The following is an 18,199-nucleotide window of genomic DNA, read 5'->3' as shown; positions in this document are numbered from 1 at the left end:
CCGGCGAGGGTGACGTGGAGGTGAATGTGTCAGCGGCACTCCTCACCTTCGTCCAGGCTGCCGAATCCCCAGAACGCCATCATCGCCGGGCTCGTCCCGGCGATCTTTTTCGCACCCGTCAAAAAGGATGCCCGGGACAAGCCCGGGCATGATGATTGTGGGAATGTAACCTCAGCAGGCTTACTTGTTGGCGAGGTAAGCCTCGAGCGAGTCGTCCAGCGCGTCCTTCCACGGCGTGTGGTGCTTGGGGCTCATCGTGCCCGTCATCAGCGAGCGGTAGGAGTTGTTGCGGAAGCCCATGATGTCCTCTGCCTTGTGGTGCTCCCACACGAGGAAGGTCTTGTTGACGCCCTCGATGTCGAAGCTCGGATAGTCCGTCGCGTCGATCAGCTCCTTGACGTAGTCGCCCTGGAACTTGATGTCCTGCTCCGGCCCTGCGAGCTTCTTCTCGCGGGCAAGCCACTTCTTCCAGTCCTTCTTCATGGCATCGGGCTTGGGCAGCTTGATACGGCCGAGGATGATGTCACGCACGTACCACGCCTGGGCGTCGAACATGTTGAAGGTGTAATACTGGTCCTGCATTCCGATGTAGAAGAACTTCGGATTGTCCTGCCACACAACGCCCTTGTAGAGGTTCTCCGGCCACAGGCGGTTGTGCGTCTTGAGGCGCAGCTCCTCCGGCAGGTAGGGGAAGTAGTGCTGGTAGCCGGTGCACAGGATGATGGCGTCGACATCCTTCTTCGTGCCGTCCTTGAAATAGGCCGTCTTGCCCTCGACCTTCTGGAGGAGCGGGCGCTCCTCGAAGTTCTTCGGCCACTTGAAGCCCATCGGACGCGAGCGGTAGGTGGTGGTCACCGACTTGGCACCGTATTTCCAGCACTGCGAGCCGATGTCCTCGGCCGAATAGCTGCGGCCGATGATCAGCACGTCCTTGCCCTTGAATTCCAGGGCATCACGGAAGTCATGGGCGTGCAGCACGCGCCCGTTGAACGAATCGAGGCCGGGGAAGAACGGCGTGATCGGAGTCGAGAAGTGGCCCGAGGCGCAGATGACGTAGTCATATTCCTCGGTGGTCATGATGTCCTTCGGGCGGTTGTGCGCCGTCACCAGGAACTTCTTTTTCTTCTTGTCGTACTCGACCATGCGCACGGGCGTGTTGAAGCGGATCCACTTGCGCACACCCGCCTTCTTCACGCGGCCGACGATATAGTCCCACAGCACGGCGCGCGGCGGGTAGGAGGCGATCGGCTTGCCGAAATGCTCTTCGAAGGTGTAGTCGGCGAATTCGAGGCACTCCTTGGGCCCGTTGGACCACAGGTAGCGGTACATGGAGCAGTGCACGGGCTCGCCATATTCATCGAGGCCGGTGCGCCAGGTGTATTTCCAAAGGCCGCCCCAGTCGTCCTGCTTTTCATAGCAGACGATCTCGGGGATCTTGGCCCCCTTCTTCTTCGCGGACTGGAAGGCGCGAAGCGCCGCCAGGCCCGAAGGGCCTGCGCCGATAACTGCAACTCTCGTCATGGTGTCTCCCTAGTGCTTGTCTTCTTTGCCTTGCTCATTCCGGATAGATGCCGGGAGAGGTCGGCTGGCCGTCGTCAAACTTCGACAACCACTCGATGGTGGTCGGGCGGTAGCGGGTCAGACCCTTGTAGTCCGCCAGCTCCGGCGGCAGGTCACGGAGCACGCGGTGGAAGCGGCGCGCCCATTTGGGCACGGTCACCAGCTCTTCCATCTTGATCAGGTAGCAGCGGATGACGAAGAGGATGGCGTTGGAGCGCGGCAGGCGCCACAGCGTCTGCAGTTCGCAGCGCAGGTGCACCTTGTTGCCGACATTCTCCGGCGTCACGGTGGCGCGGTCGGCACCCCACTTGTGATAGTTCTCCGGGCTCGTGTCGAGGCGCGGGTTGATCGTCATGGTCCAGTTGAGGCGGCGCACCGGCTTGCCCTGCTGGAGGTTCAGCAGGAACTTGAGCGCGCGGTCGAACACGCCGATCTCGTGGGCCAGCGGCACGGGGCCGTGCCACTCGTGGAAGTTCATGCCGATGTCGAAGTCGAGCGACCAGTCGGCCTGGGTCGTGACCATGCCGGCATCGCACCACAGCTGGCCGTCGCGCTGGTCGACGATGACCACATCGCCCTGCACCTGCCGGGTGATGAATTCGAGAGGCTCCATCGGCAGCGTCGAGGCGTCGCCGAAGGTGAAGGTCTGGTCGATGCCCATCGGGCGGTTGATCCAGCGCCACTGGTCGCCGTTCTTCTCCAGCGTGAAGTGCTCGGGGTAGCCTTCGGCCTGCGCTTCCATCAGGAGCTCCAGCGTGTCCCACTGGGCGGCCATCATGTGCGGCAGCGCCTGGTAGCGCAGCGGATCTTCCTTCAGCACCTTGGCGCGGTCGGCCATTTCGCCAAGGTAGTGCTCGTCGACGTCGATCGGCTTGTTATAGGCGTGGCCGGCGGGACCGGCGGGAACATGGGGCTCCATGTTCACCGAATACATGTACTTGTCTTCGTTGAAGGGGAAGGGGAAGCGGCGGATCGCCTCGGGGGAATTCCTGAAGGTGTAGTCGTCGCGGAAGGTTTCGTTCTTGAATGTGATGTTCATGGACGCGAACTCCTAGAGGTCGAGGGTGACGGCGTTGCCCTTGATGCGGGACACGCAGATCATGATCTTCTTTCCCGAGGCCTTGTCGTCCGGCTCGAGGAAGTGGTCGTTGTGCTCGAGCTCGCCGTCACACGAGATCACGCCGGTTTCGCATTGTCCGCAGGCACCGCCGCGGCAGAGATAGGGTGCGTCGACGCCATTGGCCTCGAGCGCTTCGAGAATGCTCTGGTGTGGCGCCACGTCGATGGTGCGGTTCGACTTCGCGAGCTTGACCTGGAAGGCCTTGCCCGGCGGCGGCGCCAGGAATTCCTCCGAGTGCAGGTTCTGCTTCGGCCAGCCGAGATCACGCGCCTTGCCGAGCACGCCATTGATCATGCCGGCAGGGCCGCAGACATAGAGGTGGGTTCCGAGCGGCTGGTTCTCCAGCACCTTCTCGACGGGAATGAACAGCTTCTCCGCGTCGCAATAGACCTTCACGCGATGCGCACCATAGCGCTGCTGCAGTTCCTTCCAGTAGGCGCCGTGGGTGCGGGTTCTCACCGCATAGTGCAGTTCGAAGTTTTTCCCCTCGCGCTCCATCTGGTCCATCATGGCGATGAAGGGGGTAATGCCGATGCCGCCCGCCATCATGATGTGCTTCTTGCCGCGATGGTCGTAGGCAAAGAGGTTGACCGGCTGGCTGAGGACGAGTTCATCGCCCTCCTTCAGCGTCTCGTGCAGGAAGGCCGAGCCGCCGCGCGAGTTTTCCACGCGCAGCACGCTGATCTCATAGCCCGCGGTGTCCGCAGGAGAGGACATGAGTGAATAGGGATTGCGGCGCAGCGCCTTGCCGTCCCGCATCGACACGATGACATGCGCACCGCCGGAGAAGACCGGCATGGGCTGGCCGTCGACGCGCTCGAAGCGGAAGCGCTTCACCTGGTCCGCCACCTGCGTGATCTTCGCCACGCGGACCTTCATTTCGGTGTTGATGGTCACGGGAACAATTCCTCCGGCTTGGGCGCGGTACCGGGCTCCTCCGCATCGATGCAGACGCCCTGGAAGGCGCCGAGACGGCGGGAATAGTGGTCACGCACCAGGAGCGACAGGCCGCAATGCGTGCAGGTGTAGGGGCTCGTCGTCACGCTGTCGGTGATGCCCTTGCAGTGCACGCACTGCACGCGCCGCGCCGTGGAGCCGCGATGCTCCATGTGGAGCGAGGCGGGGTCGGCGCCGTGGTTCATCGCCACCTGCTGGGCCTGCCCCATGAAGCCCTCGGTGCCCGAGAGATAGATGTGGGTGCCCATGTGGGCCTGGCCAAGCATGACGTTCAGACGGTTGAGGAGGACGGGGATGGTGGGCGCCACCCACAACGTGTCGGCGCCCAGCTTCGCCAATGCCTTGTCGTGTTCGTGAGCGGCGGAGCCCGAAGCGACATAAAGGATGTCCGACTTCCGGAGGAAGTCCGGCCCCGCCGCCCTGACCTGGTCGATCAGGGCGAGCGCCCCTTCGCCCTCGAGGGCGAAGAGGTGCCGCTTGGCGTGGCTTGCGACGTTCAGTCCGCCGTACACAGGGCGGCTCTTGATACCAGCTACGAGCATTCGCCCTTTCTTTCCTTAGCCCACCGCGGTGCGCTTTTTCTTTTCCGGATCGTCGAAGGTGATGGTGTGGGCAATCGCCTTGGCCTTCACGTTCTTGCCGCGGATCTCGAGCGGGGTTCCCTGCTTGGCATAGGGAACCTCGAGGCGGGCGATGCCCATGCTCTTCTTGGTGAGCTTCGAGTAGCTGGGGCAGGTGACGACGCCGACCTTGCGGCCATCGGCCCAGACCTCGTCGCCAAGGTCCACCGGACCGTCGTGCTCGACCAGCACGCCGAAGATCTTGAAGCGTTCCTTGCCCTTGAGCTTGTAGTGCTCCTCGGCACCGCGGAAGCCGGTCTTGCCAGGGCTCACCGTGAAGTCGAGGCCGAGTTCCCACAGCGAATCGCCCGGGGGCTGGTCGGGGAAGGGATACATCTGCGAGTTGTCGTAGGGATAGAACAGCAGGTAGCTCTCGACGCGCAGCATGTCGAGCACGCTGAAGCAGACGGGGATGATGCCCATCGACTTGCCCTTCTCGAGGATGGTGTCCCACACCATGGGCGCGTCCTGGCCGCGCACGAAGATCTCGTAGCCGCGCTCGCCGGTGTAGCCGGTGCGCGAGATCATGACGGGGGCGCCGAACAGCGTGGTCTGCATGTGGTGGAAGTACTTGAGGTCGCGGATTCCCGGCACGTGCTGGGCGAGGAAATCGACGGCGACCGGGCCCTGCAGCGAGAGATCATGGAGATCGTCATCGAACAGCACGGCGACGTTGCGGCCCAGCGACTGCTTGATCACTTCCTCATGCGCGGTACCCGAACCGTGGACCAGCATCCAGGAATTGGGGCCGGTGCGGTAGACGATGCAGTCGTCGGTGAACATGCCGCGGTCGTTGAGCATGCAGGCATAGACCGACTTGCCGGGATAGACCTTGTTCATGTCGCGGGTGGTGATGTAGTCGAGCACCGCGATGGCGTGCGGGCCCACGAGGTGGACCTTCTTCAGCCCTGAGACGTCCATCAGGCCGGCTTTGGTGCGGACGGCGATGTGCTCGGCGTAGATGTCCTTGTCATAGGTCCAGGCGGTGCCCATGCCGCTCCAGTCTTCGAGCTTCGAGCCCAGGGCACGGTGACGGTCGCCAAGGACCGAAAATCTCCAGGAAAGCGGCATCAGTCTCCTCCTCTGTGTTTCCTGTATGGAATTATTTTTTCCGAACTGTACACGGGAATCGGAGAAGCGCAAGTCGTCTCATGGGGGAATTGCGTCGCGAATGGATGGCAGCGGAATGCCCGAACTGAAGCACGCAGCGCGTGCGGCGTGAAGGTGATGCACGCGGCGTGCGGCGATTTGACCACCGGGCGGATGCGACATGAGCGGATGCGCATATGCGAGGTCTATAATGTTTATTCCTTAAATAGGATTTTCTTGACTTATCCGCCAGGCCGTGCCATATCCCTCCCCGGCCGCCGGTGGTGCGGCGGACGGGAGGGACTGCAATGCTGATCCGCTTGATCATTGCCCTGATGGCGCTCCTCGCCCGCCGCACGCTTGTGGCCCCTGCCCTTCATGGATTTGCCGCCCGCACCGGAACTGCGCGGGCGGGCGCACTGTTCTCCCCCGATCACACCCCCGATCAGGAGAACCATGATGAAGACCTCCCTGCTGCTGGCCCTCATTGCTTCGACCGCACTCGCCACCGGCGCGCTGGCGCAGTCCACCGCCACGGGAACCGGCACGCCGCCGACGGCCACCACGCCAGGAACGGACGGCCCCTCCAGCGCGACCGGCAGCAATACGGGCAGCGGGTCGACCACCGGGATGGGCAGCAGTTCCACCGCGCCCGAAACCAGCGGCAGCGCCACGCCGGGGAGCCAGTCACCCAACCCCAATATCCATGGCACGTCCTCCGGCAGCCCGCCGTGGAATCAGGGTGGCTGGGGCGGCCAGCCGATGATGCAGGGCATGATGACCTGCGTGAGCCCGGCGCCGATGGGCGGCTTCGGCTCCTTCGCCTGCTACCCCGCGGGTTGGGGAATGGGGATGGGGATGGGCATGGGGATGGGGATGGACGGCATGGACTGGCATCACCGCCACCATGGCAGCTGGGGCGATGGCGAGGGCGGCTACACGCCCAACGAGTATTACCAGGAGCGCCAGACCTGGCGCGGCAAGCGTGACCGCAGCCGGGTGCCGGGCTGGGACAATGACAGCGGCTCCTCCGGCGGCGGCGATGGCTATGACAATGACTGGCGGAGCGATGGTGATGGAGAGGGTGATTATTCGAACGAGTGAGCAAACCTTTTCCCATCGCTGGCCGCGGCGGGAGAAGGCATCGTCTCACGCGTCCGAGAACAGCTCATAGCTCTCGGCCTCCACCTTCACGGCCTGGCCGGTGCCGCGTGACAGGCGGTGGGCGAGGCTGGCGAGGGTGATGCCGTGGACGGTGGCGACGCCATCGGCCTTCCACTCGGGCGAACACAGCGCTGCGGTGTTGGCGGCATATTGCGCCAGCGCCAGCAGCGTCTGGTTCAGGATGTCGAGAAGCTGCAGGTTCTGGATCGAGCGCGCGTCGAGCACGCCGGCGTGGCGCTCGATCATGTCATCCACCGTGGCCTCCATGTCGGCGGCCATGAGCTGCAGGGCGCCGAGTTCATGCGAGAGCTGCGACAGCAGGACGGGCAGCGGCAGGTGGCTCATGGTCAGAACAGCTCCAGATCGCCCGCACTGGGCAGGACGGCGTCGGCAAGCGGCTTTTCCTCCACGGCGCGCACGAGTTTCTGCATCACCCGGCCGGAGGCGGGCCAGAACTGGATGCGGCGGCCGGTTTCGCCGCCGAGGCTGCCGCCGGTGACGGTGATGCCCTCGCGCCGGAGGAACTCCTGCGCGAACCTGGCATTGCCGGCGCCGATGTCGCCCAGGCCCTGCATGGTGCGGGCCCCGCCGAACAGCTTGGCCTCCAGCCGCTCGCGCGCCGCGCCCTTCTTGAGCAGGCCGTTGATGAGCAGCTCCATGAGGTGCACGCCGTGGCGCGCAAAGAGCGCCGTGGCGGCCTCGTCACCCGGCAGCAGGAAATGATTCATGCCACCCACCTGCGCCACCGGATCATGCAGGCAGGCGGCAACACAGGAGCCGAGCAGCGTGGTGATGGAGAGTGCCCTGTCGCCGCTCACGTGGTATTCGCCCTGCACGATGTTGATGCGCGGGTGGTGGCCTGGATGCTGCATCAGACGAGCTTGCCCACCACGGCCTCGATCGCGGCCTTGAGTGTCGCCGTGGTGAAGGGCTTGGCGAGGAAGTTGTTGAGGCCGTATTTCTTGCCCTCCTCGATCATGGCGCGGTCGCCCTTGCCGGTGACGAGGATGAAGCAGCATTGCCGGGTGGGCTGGTATTCGCGCAGCGCCTTCAGCAGCTGCAGCCCGTTGAGCTTCGGCATGTTCATGTCGGAGAACACGATGTGGCAGGGCCCCTGCATCATCAGCTGCAGCGCCTGTTCGCCATCGGCGGCGAGCACGGTGTTCTTGATGCCGATCTCGTTCAGGCCGTCGACGAGCAGCATGCGGCTCACCGAGGTATCGTCGACCACCATCACCTTGAGGTGCTGCATGAAGGGCATGAAGGGACTCCACTAGCTTTTCGCCGCCGCGGCCTCGACGAGGGCCGGGCCGATGCGGGTGAGGGAATATTGATGTTCGGCCGCGCCCAGTTCCATGGCGGCGCGCGGCATGCCGTAGACGACGGAGCTTGCCTCATCCTGCGCAAAGGTGCGGGCGCCGGCCCGGCGCATCTCGAGCAGCCCCTGCGCGCCATCGCGGCCCATGCCGGTGAGCAGGGCGCCGACGGCGCGCGGGCCGATGCTGCGCGCCACCGACTGGAACAGCCGGTCGACGGAGGGGCAATGGCCGTTCACCGGGCCGCCCGGCTTCAGCAGGCAGGACTGCGCCGACACCTCGAGGTGCATGTCGCCGCCGGGTGCCACATAGATGGTACCCACCTTCAGGGGGGCGCCATGGGTGGCCTCCAGCACCTGGGGGGCGCACATGCGGTCCAGCCGCTGCGCCAGGTTGCGGGTGAAGACCGGCGGCATGTGCTGGGTGACGACGGTGGGCACGCAATTGGCCGGAAAGCGCGTGAGCACCGCGATCAGCGCCTCGACGCCGCCGGTGGAGGAGCCGATGGCGATCACCTTGTTGCCGGGCTGGTAGCTGCCGCGGAAGCCAGGCGCGGGCTCCGGCTCGGCGGCCGGCACGCGGCGCTTCACCCGGGCGGCCACCTTCACCTTGGCGGGAAGCTCGTCGAAGCTCGTCGGATTCGCCGCCGACGGCTTCACCACGCAGTCCACAGCCCCCAGCGCCAGCGCCGAGATCGCCGTTTCGGTGCCCTGCGCGGTCAGCGTCGAGACCATGACCACGGGCATGGGCCGAAGCCGCATGACGCGCTCGAGGAAGGAGAGGCCGTCCATTTCCGGCATCTCGACGTCGAGCGTCATCACGTCGGGGTTCAGCTGCTTGATGAGGTCGCGCGCCTCCAGCGCCGAGGCGGCGGCACCCGCCACCTCGATCCCGCCATCCGCCTGCAGCGCGCGGGTGACGAGCTGGCGCATGGTGGGACTGTCATCGACGACCAGGACCCGGATGCGGCTCATGCGTGGTCGCCCCCGAGCTTCCGGTAGGTCGTCGTGCCCTCGAGGCGGAACAACGCTTCGGCCGGGCCCACCATGCGTTCGGAATGGCCGAGATAGAGGTAGCCGCCGGGCCGGAGCAGTGACGACAGGCGGGTGAGCAGTCGCATCTGGGTCTTCTCGTCGAAATAGATCACCACGTTGCGGCAGAACACGGCATCGAAGGGCCCCTTCATCGGCCAGCTGCCGATGAGGTTGAGCGGCCGGAAGGACACGAGGCCGCGCGGCGCCTCGTCGAGGCGCAGCGTGCCGATGCCGGTGGGCTCCATCCAGCTCTTGCGCATGTCGGCGGGAACGCTCACCACCTCCTCGGCCGGATAGGTGGCCTTGCGCGCCTGCTCCAGCACGATGGGGTTGATGTCGGTGGCGAGGATCCTGACGTCATAGGCGCGCGCATCGGGGATGACCGAGAGCAGGGTGAGCGCGATGGAATAGGGCTCCTGCCCCGACGAGCAGCCGGCCGACCAGATGCGCAGGCGCCGGCCCTGCCGGATCTCGGCCGCGGCCGGCTCCACCACCTTGCGGCGCAGGTGATCGAAGTGGTGCGGCTCGCGGAAGAAGCGGGTGACGTTGGTGGTGAGCGCCGCGATCATCTGGGTGCGCTCCTCGCTGCCCTCGTCGGAGCCGACGAGCTCGCAATAGTCGCGGAAGCTTTCCAGCCCCAGCGCACGCAGCCGCTTGGCGAGGCGCGAATAGACGAGGTTGGCCTTGGAGGCAGGAAGGCTGATCCCCGCATCCTCGTAGAGCGTGGTGGCGATGAAGGCGAAGTCGCTCCGGTCGAAGCCGAACTCGCCGGAGGCGAGCGCCCGGTCCTTCATGTCACGTCCTTCATGTCACGTCCTTCATGTCACGCCCTTCATGCCGCTTCCAGCTCGATGCCCGCGGGCAGCACGTTGTCCATGGTGATGACCGAGATCATGCGGCCATCCATGGCGATGACGCCGCGCACGAACATGCGCGCGAGCTGCGAGGCGACATCCGGCGTGGGCTGGATCGAGGTGTCCTCGACCGACAGGATGTCGGAGACCGAGTCGACCAGCAGCCCCGCGGCGCGCTCGCCCACCTGGGCGACGATGATGACGTGGCGCGCCGTGGGCTCGGTGCCGGGAAGGCCGAGCCTTACCCCCAGGTCGACGATGGGCAGCACCACGCCGCGCAGGTTGATGACGCCGCGGATGTAGGAGGGTGCCCGCGGGATGGCGGTGGCCGGCGTCCAGCCGCGGATCTCGCGCACCGACATGATGTTGATGCAGAACTCGAGGCCGCCGGCGCGGAAGGCGACGAATTCGGCTTCGCGGGTCAGCTCCCGGGCGGATTTCTCGATCATGTCTCAGCTCGCTTTGGCAAGGGGGATTTCGGCCTGCGCCCAGTCATGGTGGCGCGGGCCGACCAGGGCATCGACGTCGAGGATCATCGCCACGCGGCCATCGCCGAGGATGGTGGCGGCGGCGATGCCATCGACGCGCATGTAGTTGGTCTCGAGGCTCTTGATCACCACCTGGCGCTGGTCCTGGATGTTGTCGACGAGCAGCGCGCTCCTGGTGCCGTTGGCCGTCTCGATGAGGATGGCCACACCGGAGCGGAGGTCGGAGGCGGGCGCCCTCACGCCCAGCTCGGCGCCGACGTCGACCAGCGGCACCAGCACGTCGCGCACCCGCAGCACGAAGGAGTGATCCCCTAGGTGATGGATGCGCGAGGGCTCGTGCTTCACCGTCTCGACGATGGCGGTGAGCGGTATCACGAAGACCTGCTCGTCGACCGTGACCACGATGCCGTCGAGCACCGCGAGCGTGAGCGGGAGCGAGAGCGTGAAGGTGGAGCCCTGCCCCGGCGCGGAGGAGATCGAGATGCGGCCGCCCAGGGCCTGGATCGAGCGCTTGACCACATCCATGCCCACGCCGCGGCCCGAAATGTTGGACACCGAACTGGCGGTGGAGAAGCCGGGCAGGAAGAGCAGGTTGTCGATCTCGCTGTCGGAGAGCTGCGCGTCGGGCGGCACCAGGCCGTTGGCGATGGCCTTCTGCAGCACCCTGGGCCGGTTGATGCCCTGGCCATCGTCGCTGACCTCGATGATGACGCGGCCGGAGCGATGCGCCGCGGCAAGCCTGACCGTGCCCTCGGGCGGCTTGCCGGCAGCGGTTCGCTGCTCGGGGCTTTCGAGGCCGTGGTCCACCGCATTGCGGATCATGTGGGTGAGCGGATCGGCAAGGAGCTCGACCACCGTCTTGTCGACCTCCGTCGCCTCGCCCTCGGTGCGCAGCCGCACGTCCTTGGCGGTGGCATCGGCCACCTCGCGCACGATCCGGGACATGCGCTGGAACAGCGGGCGCACCGGCTGGGCGCGGATGGCCATGACGCTTTCCTGGATCTCGCGCGTCAGGCGTTCGAGTTCCTCGAGGCTCGATGTCACCTCGCGGTCGCGCACGTGGCTCGAATGCAGCACGCGCTGGGTGAGCATGGCCTGGTTGATGACGAGCTCGCCCACGAGATTGATGAGCCGGTCGACGCGGTCGAGGTCGACGCGGATCGTTGGCTGCACCACCGCCCTGGCCTTGGGGGCGGCTTCGGCCTCGGGCTGCGCGGGGGCCGCCGCAGCGGCGGCGGCGGCGATGGCAGGGGCTTCCTCGCGCACCTTGCGCAGGATGGCGGTGATGTCCATCTCCTGCGGCACAGGCGCTGCCTGTTCGGCGGGCGGCTGCGCCGCGATTGCCAGGTCGCAGTCGCCCTCGACGAAGTCGAAGACCTCCTTCACGGCGGCGAGGGAGGCGTCGGTGTCGAGCTGGAGCTCCCAGGAGAGATAGCTGTCCTCGGGTTCGAAGGTGTCGAGGAAGGGCAGGTTCTTGATGTCGCACTGGGACTCGAGCGTCCCGAGCCGGGCAAGCTCGCGCAGCAGGGCCAGTGGTTCATTGGCCTTGGCATAGAGTTCGCGCAGCGGACGGAAGCGGATCGCATAGCGGTTGCGCGCCGGCGCGGGCTCGTCGAAGGCGGTGACGATGGGCTGGAAGTCCATGCCGGCGAATTCATCCTCCTCCTCCGCCGGGCCGCCGCCGATGAGGGCGTTGAATTCCTCCTCGATCGCCACATAGGGGCTGGCGTCCTCCACCGCGCCGTCGCGGCTCGCCGCCACAAGATCGGCCAGCGCATCGGCGGCGCGCAGGAACAGCTTCATCGCATCGGCATCGGGCGCGAGGCTGCCGGAGCGCACCTTGTCCAGCGCCGTCTCGAAGACATGGGCGAAGCTCACCAGCGCGTCGAGCTTGAAGGCCCCCGCCCCGCCCTTGATCGAATGCACGGCGCGGAACACGGCGTTGACGGTTTCGGAATCGGTCTCGCCTTCCTGCATGGCGAGCAGGCCATTCTCGAGGGCGGCCAGCTGTTCCTCGCATTCCTGGAAGAAGGTGAGGCGGATTTCGGCCATCGGGTCCATCAGCACACTCCTCAGGCGGCGACGCGGCGGATGGCGGCGACGAGCTTCGCCGGGTCGAAGGGCTTGACGATCCAGCCGGTGGCACCGGCCCGCCTTGCGCGGGCCTTCTTCTCGTCGTCGCTCTCGGTGGTCAGCACCAGGATGGGGATGGCGCGGTACTGCTGGTCCTGCCGCACCGCCTCGATGAAGCCGAAACCATCCATGCGCGGCATGTTGATGTCGGTGATGACCACATGCGGCACCTCCTGGCGCAGCACGTCGAGACCATGCAGGCCATCCTCGGCCTGCACGACCCGGAAGCCGGCATCGACGAGGGCCATGCGCAGCATGTCGCGCATGGTGCGGGAATCATTGACGGTGAGGATGGTGACGGTCATGAGGCAAGTCCTTCACGGGCGAGAAAGTCCCTGGGGAGGCCGAGCAGTGCCGCGGCATCGACGAGGGCGGGAGAGGCGGCGGCGACATGGAAGTCGTGCCCGTCGGAGCGCCAGGTCATCCAGGCGGAGAGCAGCGCCTGCAGCGCCACGGTGGAGACGCGGGCGACGTCGCCCGCCTCCACCACAACCGCCGTGTTGCGGGCCTTCCTGAGGTCGCGCAGCAGCTCCTCGATGGCGGTCGGGTCGAGCGAGGGCCTGAGGCGCAGGGTGGTGATGCCCGGACTATCGCTCATCCGGCACCTTGTCGATGGACATGCGCATGGCCTCCCGCTCCGCTGCTGTTCGGGTCAGAGGCTAGGCAGGCAAGTTTGTGTCAGGCTGGAGGGACGTCGGTCAATCAATCCCTGGCCGCGCAGGCAGGGCGGATGGCCGCCGCAGTCCATTCCGTTCTCCCGGTGGGGAAGGAGGAATGGAATTCGCGGCCTAGCTGGCCTGGCGGCGGTTCTCGTTCATGGTGGCCTGCAGCTCGTCGAGGTCCTCGCGGGTGAGGCGGAGGCGGGCGAGCGGCATGACGAGCTGGTTTTCCCAGTGCACATGGCGGCGGTAGCGCTCGAAGAAGCCGCGCAGCATGTAGCCCAGCATCTCCGGATTGGCGGGGCGGCCGCCCTGCCCCAGGGTTTCCAGCGCCTCGGCGATCTCCGAGGCGAAGTCGTTGTCGGAGGAATGTTCGGAGGCCAGCCGCGCCAGGATCTGGTCCAGCCCGTCCTCGGGTTTCGCCCGCTTCATGAGCAGCGGGAAGAGGCCTTCTTCCTCGTCATGGTGGTGCAGCGGCAGGTCGAACTGCAGGCAGGAGGCGACCTGGGCGCAGAGGCGGCGGTCCACCTCGTCCGGCAGGCCATCGGCGATGCGCTCCATGGCGTCGCACATCTGCACCTGCAGGGCATGGGCGCTGGCGATCATGTCCAGCGGATTGCGCGCCAGAGGGTTCGGTCTGTCACTCACGGCGTGGTCCGACATCAACGGCTGGTTCCTGAAATCATCGCCCAATTTCAAGGGCCGGGACCCAAGGGGCCTTGATCCAGATCAATCGGCGGCCCGCAGGGCGGCGTCCACCGCCTGGCGCCCCGGCAGGGGCGCGATGGCGCCATAGCCCTGGGTGGAAAGGGCGGCCGCGACATTCGCAAAACGTGCAGCACTGGCCAACTCCTCGCCCAGCGCCAGCTGCGCCAGCAAGGCACCGGTGAAGGCATCCCCCGCGCCGGTGGCATCGCGCGTGGCGACGGCGCGGCCGGGCAGACGCTCCAGCCCCGCCGCGGTGGCCAGCGCCACCCCGTCCCGGCCCAGCGTGACGACAACGGCGCGGGCGCCGAGGCCCAGCACGTGGCGGGCGATGGCGGCGGGCTCGGTGAGGCCGAAGAGGGCGGCGGCATCCTCGGCGGAGGTCTTGAAGACGTCGGCCGCGGCGGCGGCGGCTTCCGCCAGGGGGCGGGCCTCGGGGGCGCTCCACAGGCGCGGCCGGAAATTGGTGTCGAAGGACACCCGCGTGCCGGCGGCGCGGGCCATGGCGATGGCGGCGGCGACGGTCTCCGCCGCGCCGCGGCTGATCGCCTGGCTGATGCCGGAGACATGCAGGAAGGTGGCGGCGGCGATGAGGCCCTGATCAAGGTCCGCCGGCGTCATGCGGCTGGCGGCGGAGCCGGCGCGGCGATAGGTGAAGACATGGCCGGCCGCGCCATGGGTGACGAAGTAGAGGCCCGTGGGGGCACCCGCGTCCACCGCGACGGCAGAGGTGTCGATGGCCTCGCGCTGCATCAGCTCGCGCAGTTCGGTGGCGAAGATGTCGTCCCCCAGCCGCGTGACATAGGCGGCGGGACAGCCGAGACGCGCGGCGGCGATGGCCACGTTGAGCGTGTCGCCGCCGAAGCCCGTCAGCCAGTTGCCGTCCGGCTGGCGGTTCAGTTCATAGAGCGGCTCGCCGAGGGCGAGGACGCCGAAACGGCTCACGCCGCGGCTGCCGGGCTCTGCAGGGCGCCCGGGCCGGGAATGGCGCCGGGCGGGCACTTGCCGGCAATGATCATGCCGAGCACCTCGTCATGGTCGACGTCGGAGGTCCGCGCCGTGCCGACGACGCGGCCGTTCTTCATCACCGTGAGGCGGTCGGCGAGGTCGAACACGTCATGCAGGTCGTGGCTGATGAGGAAGATGCCGATGCCTTCCGCCTTCAGCTGCTTGATGAGCTCGCCGACCTGCGCGGTCTCCTGCGGGCCCAGCGCCGCCGTCGGCTCGTCCATGATCAGGATGCGGGCATTGAAGTGGATGGCGCGCGCGATGGCGACCGACTGGCGCTGGCCGCCGGAAAGCGCCTTCACCGGCTCCTTGAAGCGGCGGAAATTGGGGTTGAGGCGGCCCATCACCTTGCGGCACTCGGCCTCCATGGCGACGTCGTCCAGCGTGCCCCAGGAGGTGCGCAGCTCGCGGCCGAGATAGAGGTTGGCGGCCGCATCGACATTGTCGGCGAGCGCCAGCGTCTGGTAGATCGTCTCGATGCCCAGCGCCTTGGCGTCACGCGGGTTGGCGATGTCCACCTTCTCGCCATTGATGAAGATGTCGCCATGGTCGCGCTGGTAGGCGCCCGACAGGATCTTGATCAGCGTCGACTTGCCCGCACCGTTGTGGCCGAGCAGGCCAACGACCTCGCCGGGATAGAGGTCGACCGAGGCGTGGTCCACCGCCTTGATGCCGCCGAAGGCGATGGAAATGTCCTTCATCTCGATCAGCGGCGGGCCGGAGCGCGGGACTTCGGTGGGGTGCTTGTGGGCGTGTGCGTGCGTTGACATGGTGCGCTCCCCTTACTTGACGCGACGGCGATAGACCTGGTCGACGAAGACGGCGAAGACCAGGACACAGCCCACCACCATGTCCTTGGTGGCGGATTCGAAGTTGAGCAGCGTCATGCCCGACTGCAGCGACTGCATGACGAGGGCGCCGAGCATGGCGCCGTAGATGGTGCCGAGGCCGCCGGCCAGCGAGGTGCCGCCGATCACCGCCGCGGCGATGACGTAGAGCTCGTCGAACTGGCCCAGCGCATTGGTGGCCGAGTCGAGGCGGGCCGAGGAGATGGAGGCGGAGATCGCCGCCAGCATGCCCATCAGCGAGAACACCATGAGGGTGATCTTCTTGGTGTTGATGCCGGCGAGCTCGGCCGCTTCCGGGTTGCCGCCGATCGCATAGATGTAGCGGCCGAAGCGGGTGCGGTTGGCGACGAAGGTCATGGCGATGCCGACGAACAGCGCGATCAGCACCGGGATGGAATAGCCGAAGGAGATGTTGAGCCCCTCGGGCGGAATGGTGGCCCCGGTCTGCTGGGCCCAGCGGTCGACCACGCCCTTGGGCCAGTAATAGGAGTTGAGCACGAAGGTGATGCCGAGGACGGCCGCACAGCCGGCGGCGGCGAGCAGCACCTCGGCCCACACCGGCTTCAGCACGAAGTTGAAGCGCTTCCTCTGCTGGCGGCCGTTCCAGATCAGCGCCACGATGGCCGCGCAGATGATGAAACCGAGCACCCAGCTTGCCGTGGCGCCGATCGAACCGGGCGTGATGCCGGAGATGCCGCCGCCGATGAGCTTGAAGTTCTTGTCCATGGGCGCCACCGTCTCGCCGCGGATGACCGACCAGGCGGCACCGCGCCAGACGATGAGGCCGCCCAGCGTGACGATGAAGGAGGGAATGCCGAAATAGGCGATGAGCGTGCCGTGCAGCGCGCCGATGGCGGCACCCAGGGCAAGCCCGAGGACAAGCGTGATGATCCAGATCGCCGGATGGCCAACGCCCAGTGCCGGCCCCAGCCAGTAGACCTGCATGGTGCCGATGCAGACGGCAGTGAAGCCCAGGACGGAGCCCACGGAGAGGTCGATGTGGCGCATGACGATGATCAGCACCATGCCCGTGGTCATCACCGCGATGGAGGAGGTCTGGACCAGCAGGATCCACAGGTTGCGGGGCGTGAGGAAGGTGCCGCCGAGGAGGCCGTCGCCGCCGCGGATGAAGGCGCTGGCGAGATCGAAGCCGACCCAGATGACCAGCAGCGCGCCCAGCATGCCGAGCATGCGCGAGTCGATTTCGGTGGCGCGCAGGAAGCGCGTCACCGCGCCTTCGCGTTCCAGTGCGGGGCTCTGGGTATTGTCGATGGCGGCCATCGGCGGGTCCTCCCTTCAGGCTGTCTGGTGTTTTGTGTGCGGCGCTTCTGGCGGCGCCCGGCCTCATGAAAACCGCGCCACCCCATGGGGAGTGGCGCGGCCAGTCGTGTCACAGTCCCGGCGTGCAGCCCTTTACTTGCACGCGTCGACCGAGCCTGCCGCCACGCCGGCGCAGACTTCGTCCTTCGTCACCCAGCCGCCGTCGATGACGTCGTTCAGGTTGGCCTTGGTGATCGGGTTCGGGGCGATCAGCACGGCGTTCACCTCGACGCCCTTGGCGCCGGAGTTGAACTTGCCGACATTCGGGATGTCGGTGTTGGCCTTGCCGTCGGCGATCATGTTGGCAAATTCGGCCGCAGCCTTGCCGAGCACGCGCGAGTCCTTCCAGACCGACACGAGCTGGGTGCCGAGCGCCACGCGGTTCAGGGCGGCCTTGTCGCCGTCCTGGCCGGTGACCGGCACGGTGCCGGCGAGGCCCTGGGCCTCGAGAGCGGCAACGACGCCGCCGGCCATGCCGTCGTTCTCGGAGATCACCGCATCGACCTTGTTGTTCACCGAGGTCAGGCACTGCTCCATGTTCTTCTGGGCGGCATCCGGCTTCCAGCCGTCGGTGAAGGTTTCACAGACGTTCTTGATCTTGCCGGCGTCGATGTTCGGCTTCAGCACTTCCATGATGCCCTGGAACAGGAAGGTGGCGTTCGGGTCGCCCTTGTCGCCCTTGATGAAGGCGAAGTTGCCTTCCTGCTTGCCCTTCTCGAGCATGGTCTTGGCCATCAGGCGGCCAACGCCCACGTTGTCGAAGGTCACGTAGAGCGCATCGGGATGCTCGACGAGCACGTCGTAGGAGATCATCTTCACGCCGGCGTCAGCCGCGGCCTGGAAGGCCGGCAGGATGGCGTCGGAGTCGAAGGCGACGACGAGAATGACGTTGCAGCCCTGGGTGATCAGGCCTTCGATGTCGGCCTGCTGCTTGGCGGCGGAGCCCTGCGCGTCAGCCGAGAAATACTTGTTGCCGGCCGCTTCCACCACGGCCTTGATCGCCGCTTCGTCGGTCTTCCAGCGCTCTTCCTGGAAGGTCTTCCAGGAGACGCAGATGTTCTTGCCGGCAGCCATGGCCGGGGTCGTCGCCAGGCTGGCAGCGGTGAGCGCCGCAGCGCCGGCCGCCAGTGTCAGGATCTTGCGAAGCATTCGTTGGGTCCTCCTCCAAGCCGTATGGTTCCCGTGGGACGCCTCCCTGGAGCAGCTGTCACGCCACCGCACGGGGTTCCTGGGCCATGGACGATCTGTTGTTTTATTTCGGCGTCCAAAAAAATGTTGCGACAATCCGTGTTCGGAGTCAACATGCAAAATAACCAAAACAAAA

The 18,199-nt window shown here is 66.4% G+C and carries 20 protein-coding genes; 1 reads left to right on the top strand and 19 read right to left on the bottom strand.

Annotated features, from left to right (window positions below; all coding sequences use genetic code 11):
* Window positions 1-180 precede the first annotated feature (180 nt).
* From DK847_RS12280 to DK847_RS12260, 5 genes are read right to left on the bottom strand one after another with little or no spacing between them, the layout of a single operon-like run.
* Window positions 181-1,521, bottom strand: coding sequence for an NAD(P)-binding domain-containing protein (locus DK847_RS12280; protein ID WP_111198813.1), 1,341 nt, complete (start codon window positions 1,519-1,521; stop codon window positions 181-183).
* A gap of 34 nt (window positions 1,522-1,555) precedes the next feature.
* A complete protein-coding gene (locus DK847_RS12275; protein WP_111198812.1) occupies window positions 1,556-2,599 on the bottom strand; it encodes a heme-dependent oxidative N-demethylase family protein in 1,044 nt (347 codons plus the stop codon).
* Between the two features lie 12 nt (window positions 2,600-2,611).
* The gene (locus DK847_RS12270; RefSeq protein ID WP_111198811.1) at window positions 2,612-3,577 is read right to left on the bottom strand and encodes a PDR/VanB family oxidoreductase; all 966 of its coding nucleotides are present in this window, start codon (window positions 3,575-3,577) and stop codon (window positions 2,612-2,614) included.
* Window positions 3,574-4,179 carry a dimethylamine monooxygenase subunit DmmA family protein gene (locus DK847_RS12265; protein ID WP_111198810.1) on the bottom strand — a complete coding sequence of 202 codons (606 nt, stop codon included), beginning with the start codon at window positions 4,177-4,179 and terminating at the stop codon, window positions 3,574-3,576. Before DK847_RS12265 ends, DK847_RS12270 begins: the two co-directional genes overlap by 4 nt.
* Before the next feature lie 15 nt (window positions 4,180-4,194).
* The gene (locus DK847_RS12260) at window positions 4,195-5,328 is read right to left on the bottom strand and encodes an aminomethyl transferase family protein (protein ID WP_111198809.1); all 1,134 of its coding nucleotides are present in this window, start codon (window positions 5,326-5,328) and stop codon (window positions 4,195-4,197) included.
* Between the two features lie 474 nt (window positions 5,329-5,802).
* Here DK847_RS12260 and DK847_RS12255 point away from each other — a divergent pair, with 474 nt between their 5' ends.
* Window positions 5,803-6,450: a hypothetical protein gene (locus DK847_RS12255; RefSeq protein WP_111198808.1), complete on the top strand. Its 648-nt coding sequence runs from the start codon at window positions 5,803-5,805 to the stop codon at window positions 6,448-6,450.
* Between the two features lie 45 nt (window positions 6,451-6,495).
* On the opposite strand, the gene DK847_RS12250 is transcribed toward DK847_RS12255, so the two are convergent.
* The 14 genes from DK847_RS12250 to DK847_RS12185 form a co-directional block, all read right to left on the bottom strand.
* Window positions 6,496-6,855 carry a hypothetical protein gene (locus DK847_RS12250; RefSeq protein ID WP_111198807.1) on the bottom strand — a complete coding sequence of 120 codons (360 nt, stop codon included), beginning with the start codon at window positions 6,853-6,855 and terminating at the stop codon, window positions 6,496-6,498.
* Window positions 6,856-6,857: 2 nt separating this feature from the next.
* Window positions 6,858-7,382, bottom strand: a complete 525-nt coding sequence (locus tag DK847_RS12245; protein ID WP_111198806.1) for a chemotaxis protein CheD — start codon at window positions 7,380-7,382, stop codon at window positions 6,858-6,860.
* Entirely contained in the window at window positions 7,382-7,771 is a 390-nt protein-coding gene (locus DK847_RS12240; protein ID WP_111198805.1) for a response regulator, read from the bottom strand. The genes DK847_RS12245 and DK847_RS12240 overlap by 1 nt, the downstream gene beginning before the upstream one ends.
* A 12-nt stretch (window positions 7,772-7,783) precedes the next feature.
* Entirely contained in the window at window positions 7,784-8,800 is a 1,017-nt protein-coding gene (locus DK847_RS12235) for a protein-glutamate methylesterase/protein-glutamine glutaminase (protein ID WP_111198804.1), read from the bottom strand.
* The gene (locus tag DK847_RS12230) at window positions 8,797-9,654 is read right to left on the bottom strand and encodes a CheR family methyltransferase (RefSeq protein ID WP_111198803.1); all 858 of its coding nucleotides are present in this window, start codon (window positions 9,652-9,654) and stop codon (window positions 8,797-8,799) included. Before DK847_RS12230 ends, DK847_RS12235 begins: the two co-directional genes overlap by 4 nt.
* A 38-nt stretch (window positions 9,655-9,692) precedes the next feature.
* On the bottom strand, window positions 9,693-10,163 hold the full coding sequence (locus tag DK847_RS12225) for a chemotaxis protein CheW (protein ID WP_111198802.1): 471 nt from the start codon (window positions 10,161-10,163) through the stop codon (window positions 9,693-9,695).
* 3 nt (window positions 10,164-10,166) lie between these two features.
* A complete protein-coding gene (locus DK847_RS12220) occupies window positions 10,167-12,263 on the bottom strand; it encodes a chemotaxis protein CheA (protein WP_111198801.1) in 2,097 nt (698 codons plus the stop codon).
* A gap of 11 nt (window positions 12,264-12,274) precedes the next feature.
* The gene (locus DK847_RS12215; protein WP_111198800.1) at window positions 12,275-12,640 is read right to left on the bottom strand and encodes a response regulator; all 366 of its coding nucleotides are present in this window, start codon (window positions 12,638-12,640) and stop codon (window positions 12,275-12,277) included.
* Window positions 12,637-12,933 carry an STAS domain-containing protein gene (locus DK847_RS12210; RefSeq protein ID WP_111198799.1) on the bottom strand — a complete coding sequence of 99 codons (297 nt, stop codon included), beginning with the start codon at window positions 12,931-12,933 and terminating at the stop codon, window positions 12,637-12,639. The genes DK847_RS12215 and DK847_RS12210 overlap by 4 nt, the downstream gene beginning before the upstream one ends.
* Before the next feature lie 190 nt (window positions 12,934-13,123).
* Window positions 13,124-13,642 (bottom strand): hemerythrin domain-containing protein, encoded by a 519-nt coding sequence (locus tag DK847_RS12205; protein ID WP_161957250.1) that lies wholly within the window; start codon window positions 13,640-13,642, stop codon window positions 13,124-13,126.
* 81 nt (window positions 13,643-13,723) lie between these two features.
* Complete coding sequence (locus DK847_RS12200; protein ID WP_111198967.1) at window positions 13,724-14,644, bottom strand: sugar kinase; 921 nt, start codon at window positions 14,642-14,644, stop codon at window positions 13,724-13,726.
* Entirely contained in the window at window positions 14,641-15,477 is an 837-nt protein-coding gene (locus DK847_RS12195; protein ID WP_111198797.1) for an ATP-binding cassette domain-containing protein, read from the bottom strand. Before DK847_RS12195 ends, DK847_RS12200 begins: the two co-directional genes overlap by 4 nt.
* Before the next feature lie 12 nt (window positions 15,478-15,489).
* Window positions 15,490-16,836 (bottom strand): sugar ABC transporter permease, encoded by a 1,347-nt coding sequence (locus DK847_RS12190; RefSeq protein ID WP_111198796.1) that lies wholly within the window; start codon window positions 16,834-16,836, stop codon window positions 15,490-15,492.
* A gap of 132 nt (window positions 16,837-16,968) precedes the next feature.
* Window positions 16,969-18,024 (bottom strand): substrate-binding domain-containing protein, encoded by a 1,056-nt coding sequence (locus tag DK847_RS12185; protein WP_111198795.1) that lies wholly within the window; start codon window positions 18,022-18,024, stop codon window positions 16,969-16,971.
* Between the last annotated feature and the right edge of the window lie 175 nt (window positions 18,025-18,199).

It is taken from the genome of Aestuariivirga litoralis (assembly GCF_003234965.1).
Lineage (GTDB): Bacteria > Pseudomonadota > Alphaproteobacteria > Rhizobiales > Aestuariivirgaceae > Aestuariivirga > Aestuariivirga litoralis.
The sequence above is the reverse complement of the archived record's forward strand: the minus strand, read 5'-3'. Positions and strand labels throughout refer to the sequence as shown.

Excerpts from the sequence above, each read along its gene's own strand:
- DK847_RS12235 (WP_111198804.1), bottom strand. The coding sequence starts at position 8,800 with ATGAGCCGCATCCGGGTCCTGGTCGTCGATGACAGTCCCACCATGCGC.
- DK847_RS12255 (WP_111198808.1), top strand. The coding sequence starts at position 5,803 with ATGATGAAGACCTCCCTGCTGCTGGCCCTCATTGCTTCGACCGCACTC.
- DK847_RS12220 (WP_111198801.1), bottom strand. The coding sequence starts at position 12,263 with ATGGACCCGATGGCCGAAATCCGCCTCACCTTCTTCCAGGAATGCGAG.
- DK847_RS12210 (WP_111198799.1), bottom strand. The coding sequence starts at position 12,933 with ATGAGCGATAGTCCGGGCATCACCACCCTGCGCCTCAGGCCCTCGCTC.
- DK847_RS12280 (WP_111198813.1), bottom strand. The coding sequence starts at position 1,521 with ATGACGAGAGTTGCAGTTATCGGCGCAGGCCCTTCGGGCCTGGCGGCG.
- DK847_RS12215 (WP_111198800.1), bottom strand. The coding sequence starts at position 12,640 with ATGACCGTCACCATCCTCACCGTCAATGATTCCCGCACCATGCGCGAC.
- DK847_RS12245 (WP_111198806.1), bottom strand. The coding sequence starts at position 7,382 with ATGCAGCATCCAGGCCACCACCCGCGCATCAACATCGTGCAGGGCGAA.
- DK847_RS12195 (WP_111198797.1), bottom strand. The coding sequence starts at position 15,477 with ATGTCAACGCACGCACACGCCCACAAGCACCCCACCGAAGTCCCGCGC.
- DK847_RS12260 (WP_111198809.1), bottom strand. The coding sequence starts at position 5,328 with ATGCCGCTTTCCTGGAGATTTTCGGTCCTTGGCGACCGTCACCGTGCC.
- DK847_RS12240 (WP_111198805.1), bottom strand. The coding sequence starts at position 7,771 with ATGCCCTTCATGCAGCACCTCAAGGTGATGGTGGTCGACGATACCTCG.
- DK847_RS12230 (WP_111198803.1), bottom strand. The coding sequence starts at position 9,654 with ATGAAGGACCGGGCGCTCGCCTCCGGCGAGTTCGGCTTCGACCGGAGC.
- DK847_RS12265 (WP_111198810.1), bottom strand. The coding sequence starts at position 4,179 with ATGCTCGTAGCTGGTATCAAGAGCCGCCCTGTGTACGGCGGACTGAAC.
- DK847_RS12250 (WP_111198807.1), bottom strand. The coding sequence starts at position 6,855 with ATGAGCCACCTGCCGCTGCCCGTCCTGCTGTCGCAGCTCTCGCATGAA.
- DK847_RS12275 (WP_111198812.1), bottom strand. The coding sequence starts at position 2,599 with ATGAACATCACATTCAAGAACGAAACCTTCCGCGACGACTACACCTTC.
- DK847_RS12225 (WP_111198802.1), bottom strand. The coding sequence starts at position 10,163 with ATGATCGAGAAATCCGCCCGGGAGCTGACCCGCGAAGCCGAATTCGTC.
- DK847_RS12190 (WP_111198796.1), bottom strand. The coding sequence starts at position 16,836 with ATGGCCGCCATCGACAATACCCAGAGCCCCGCACTGGAACGCGAAGGC.
- DK847_RS12185 (WP_111198795.1), bottom strand. The coding sequence starts at position 18,024 with ATGCTTCGCAAGATCCTGACACTGGCGGCCGGCGCTGCGGCGCTCACC.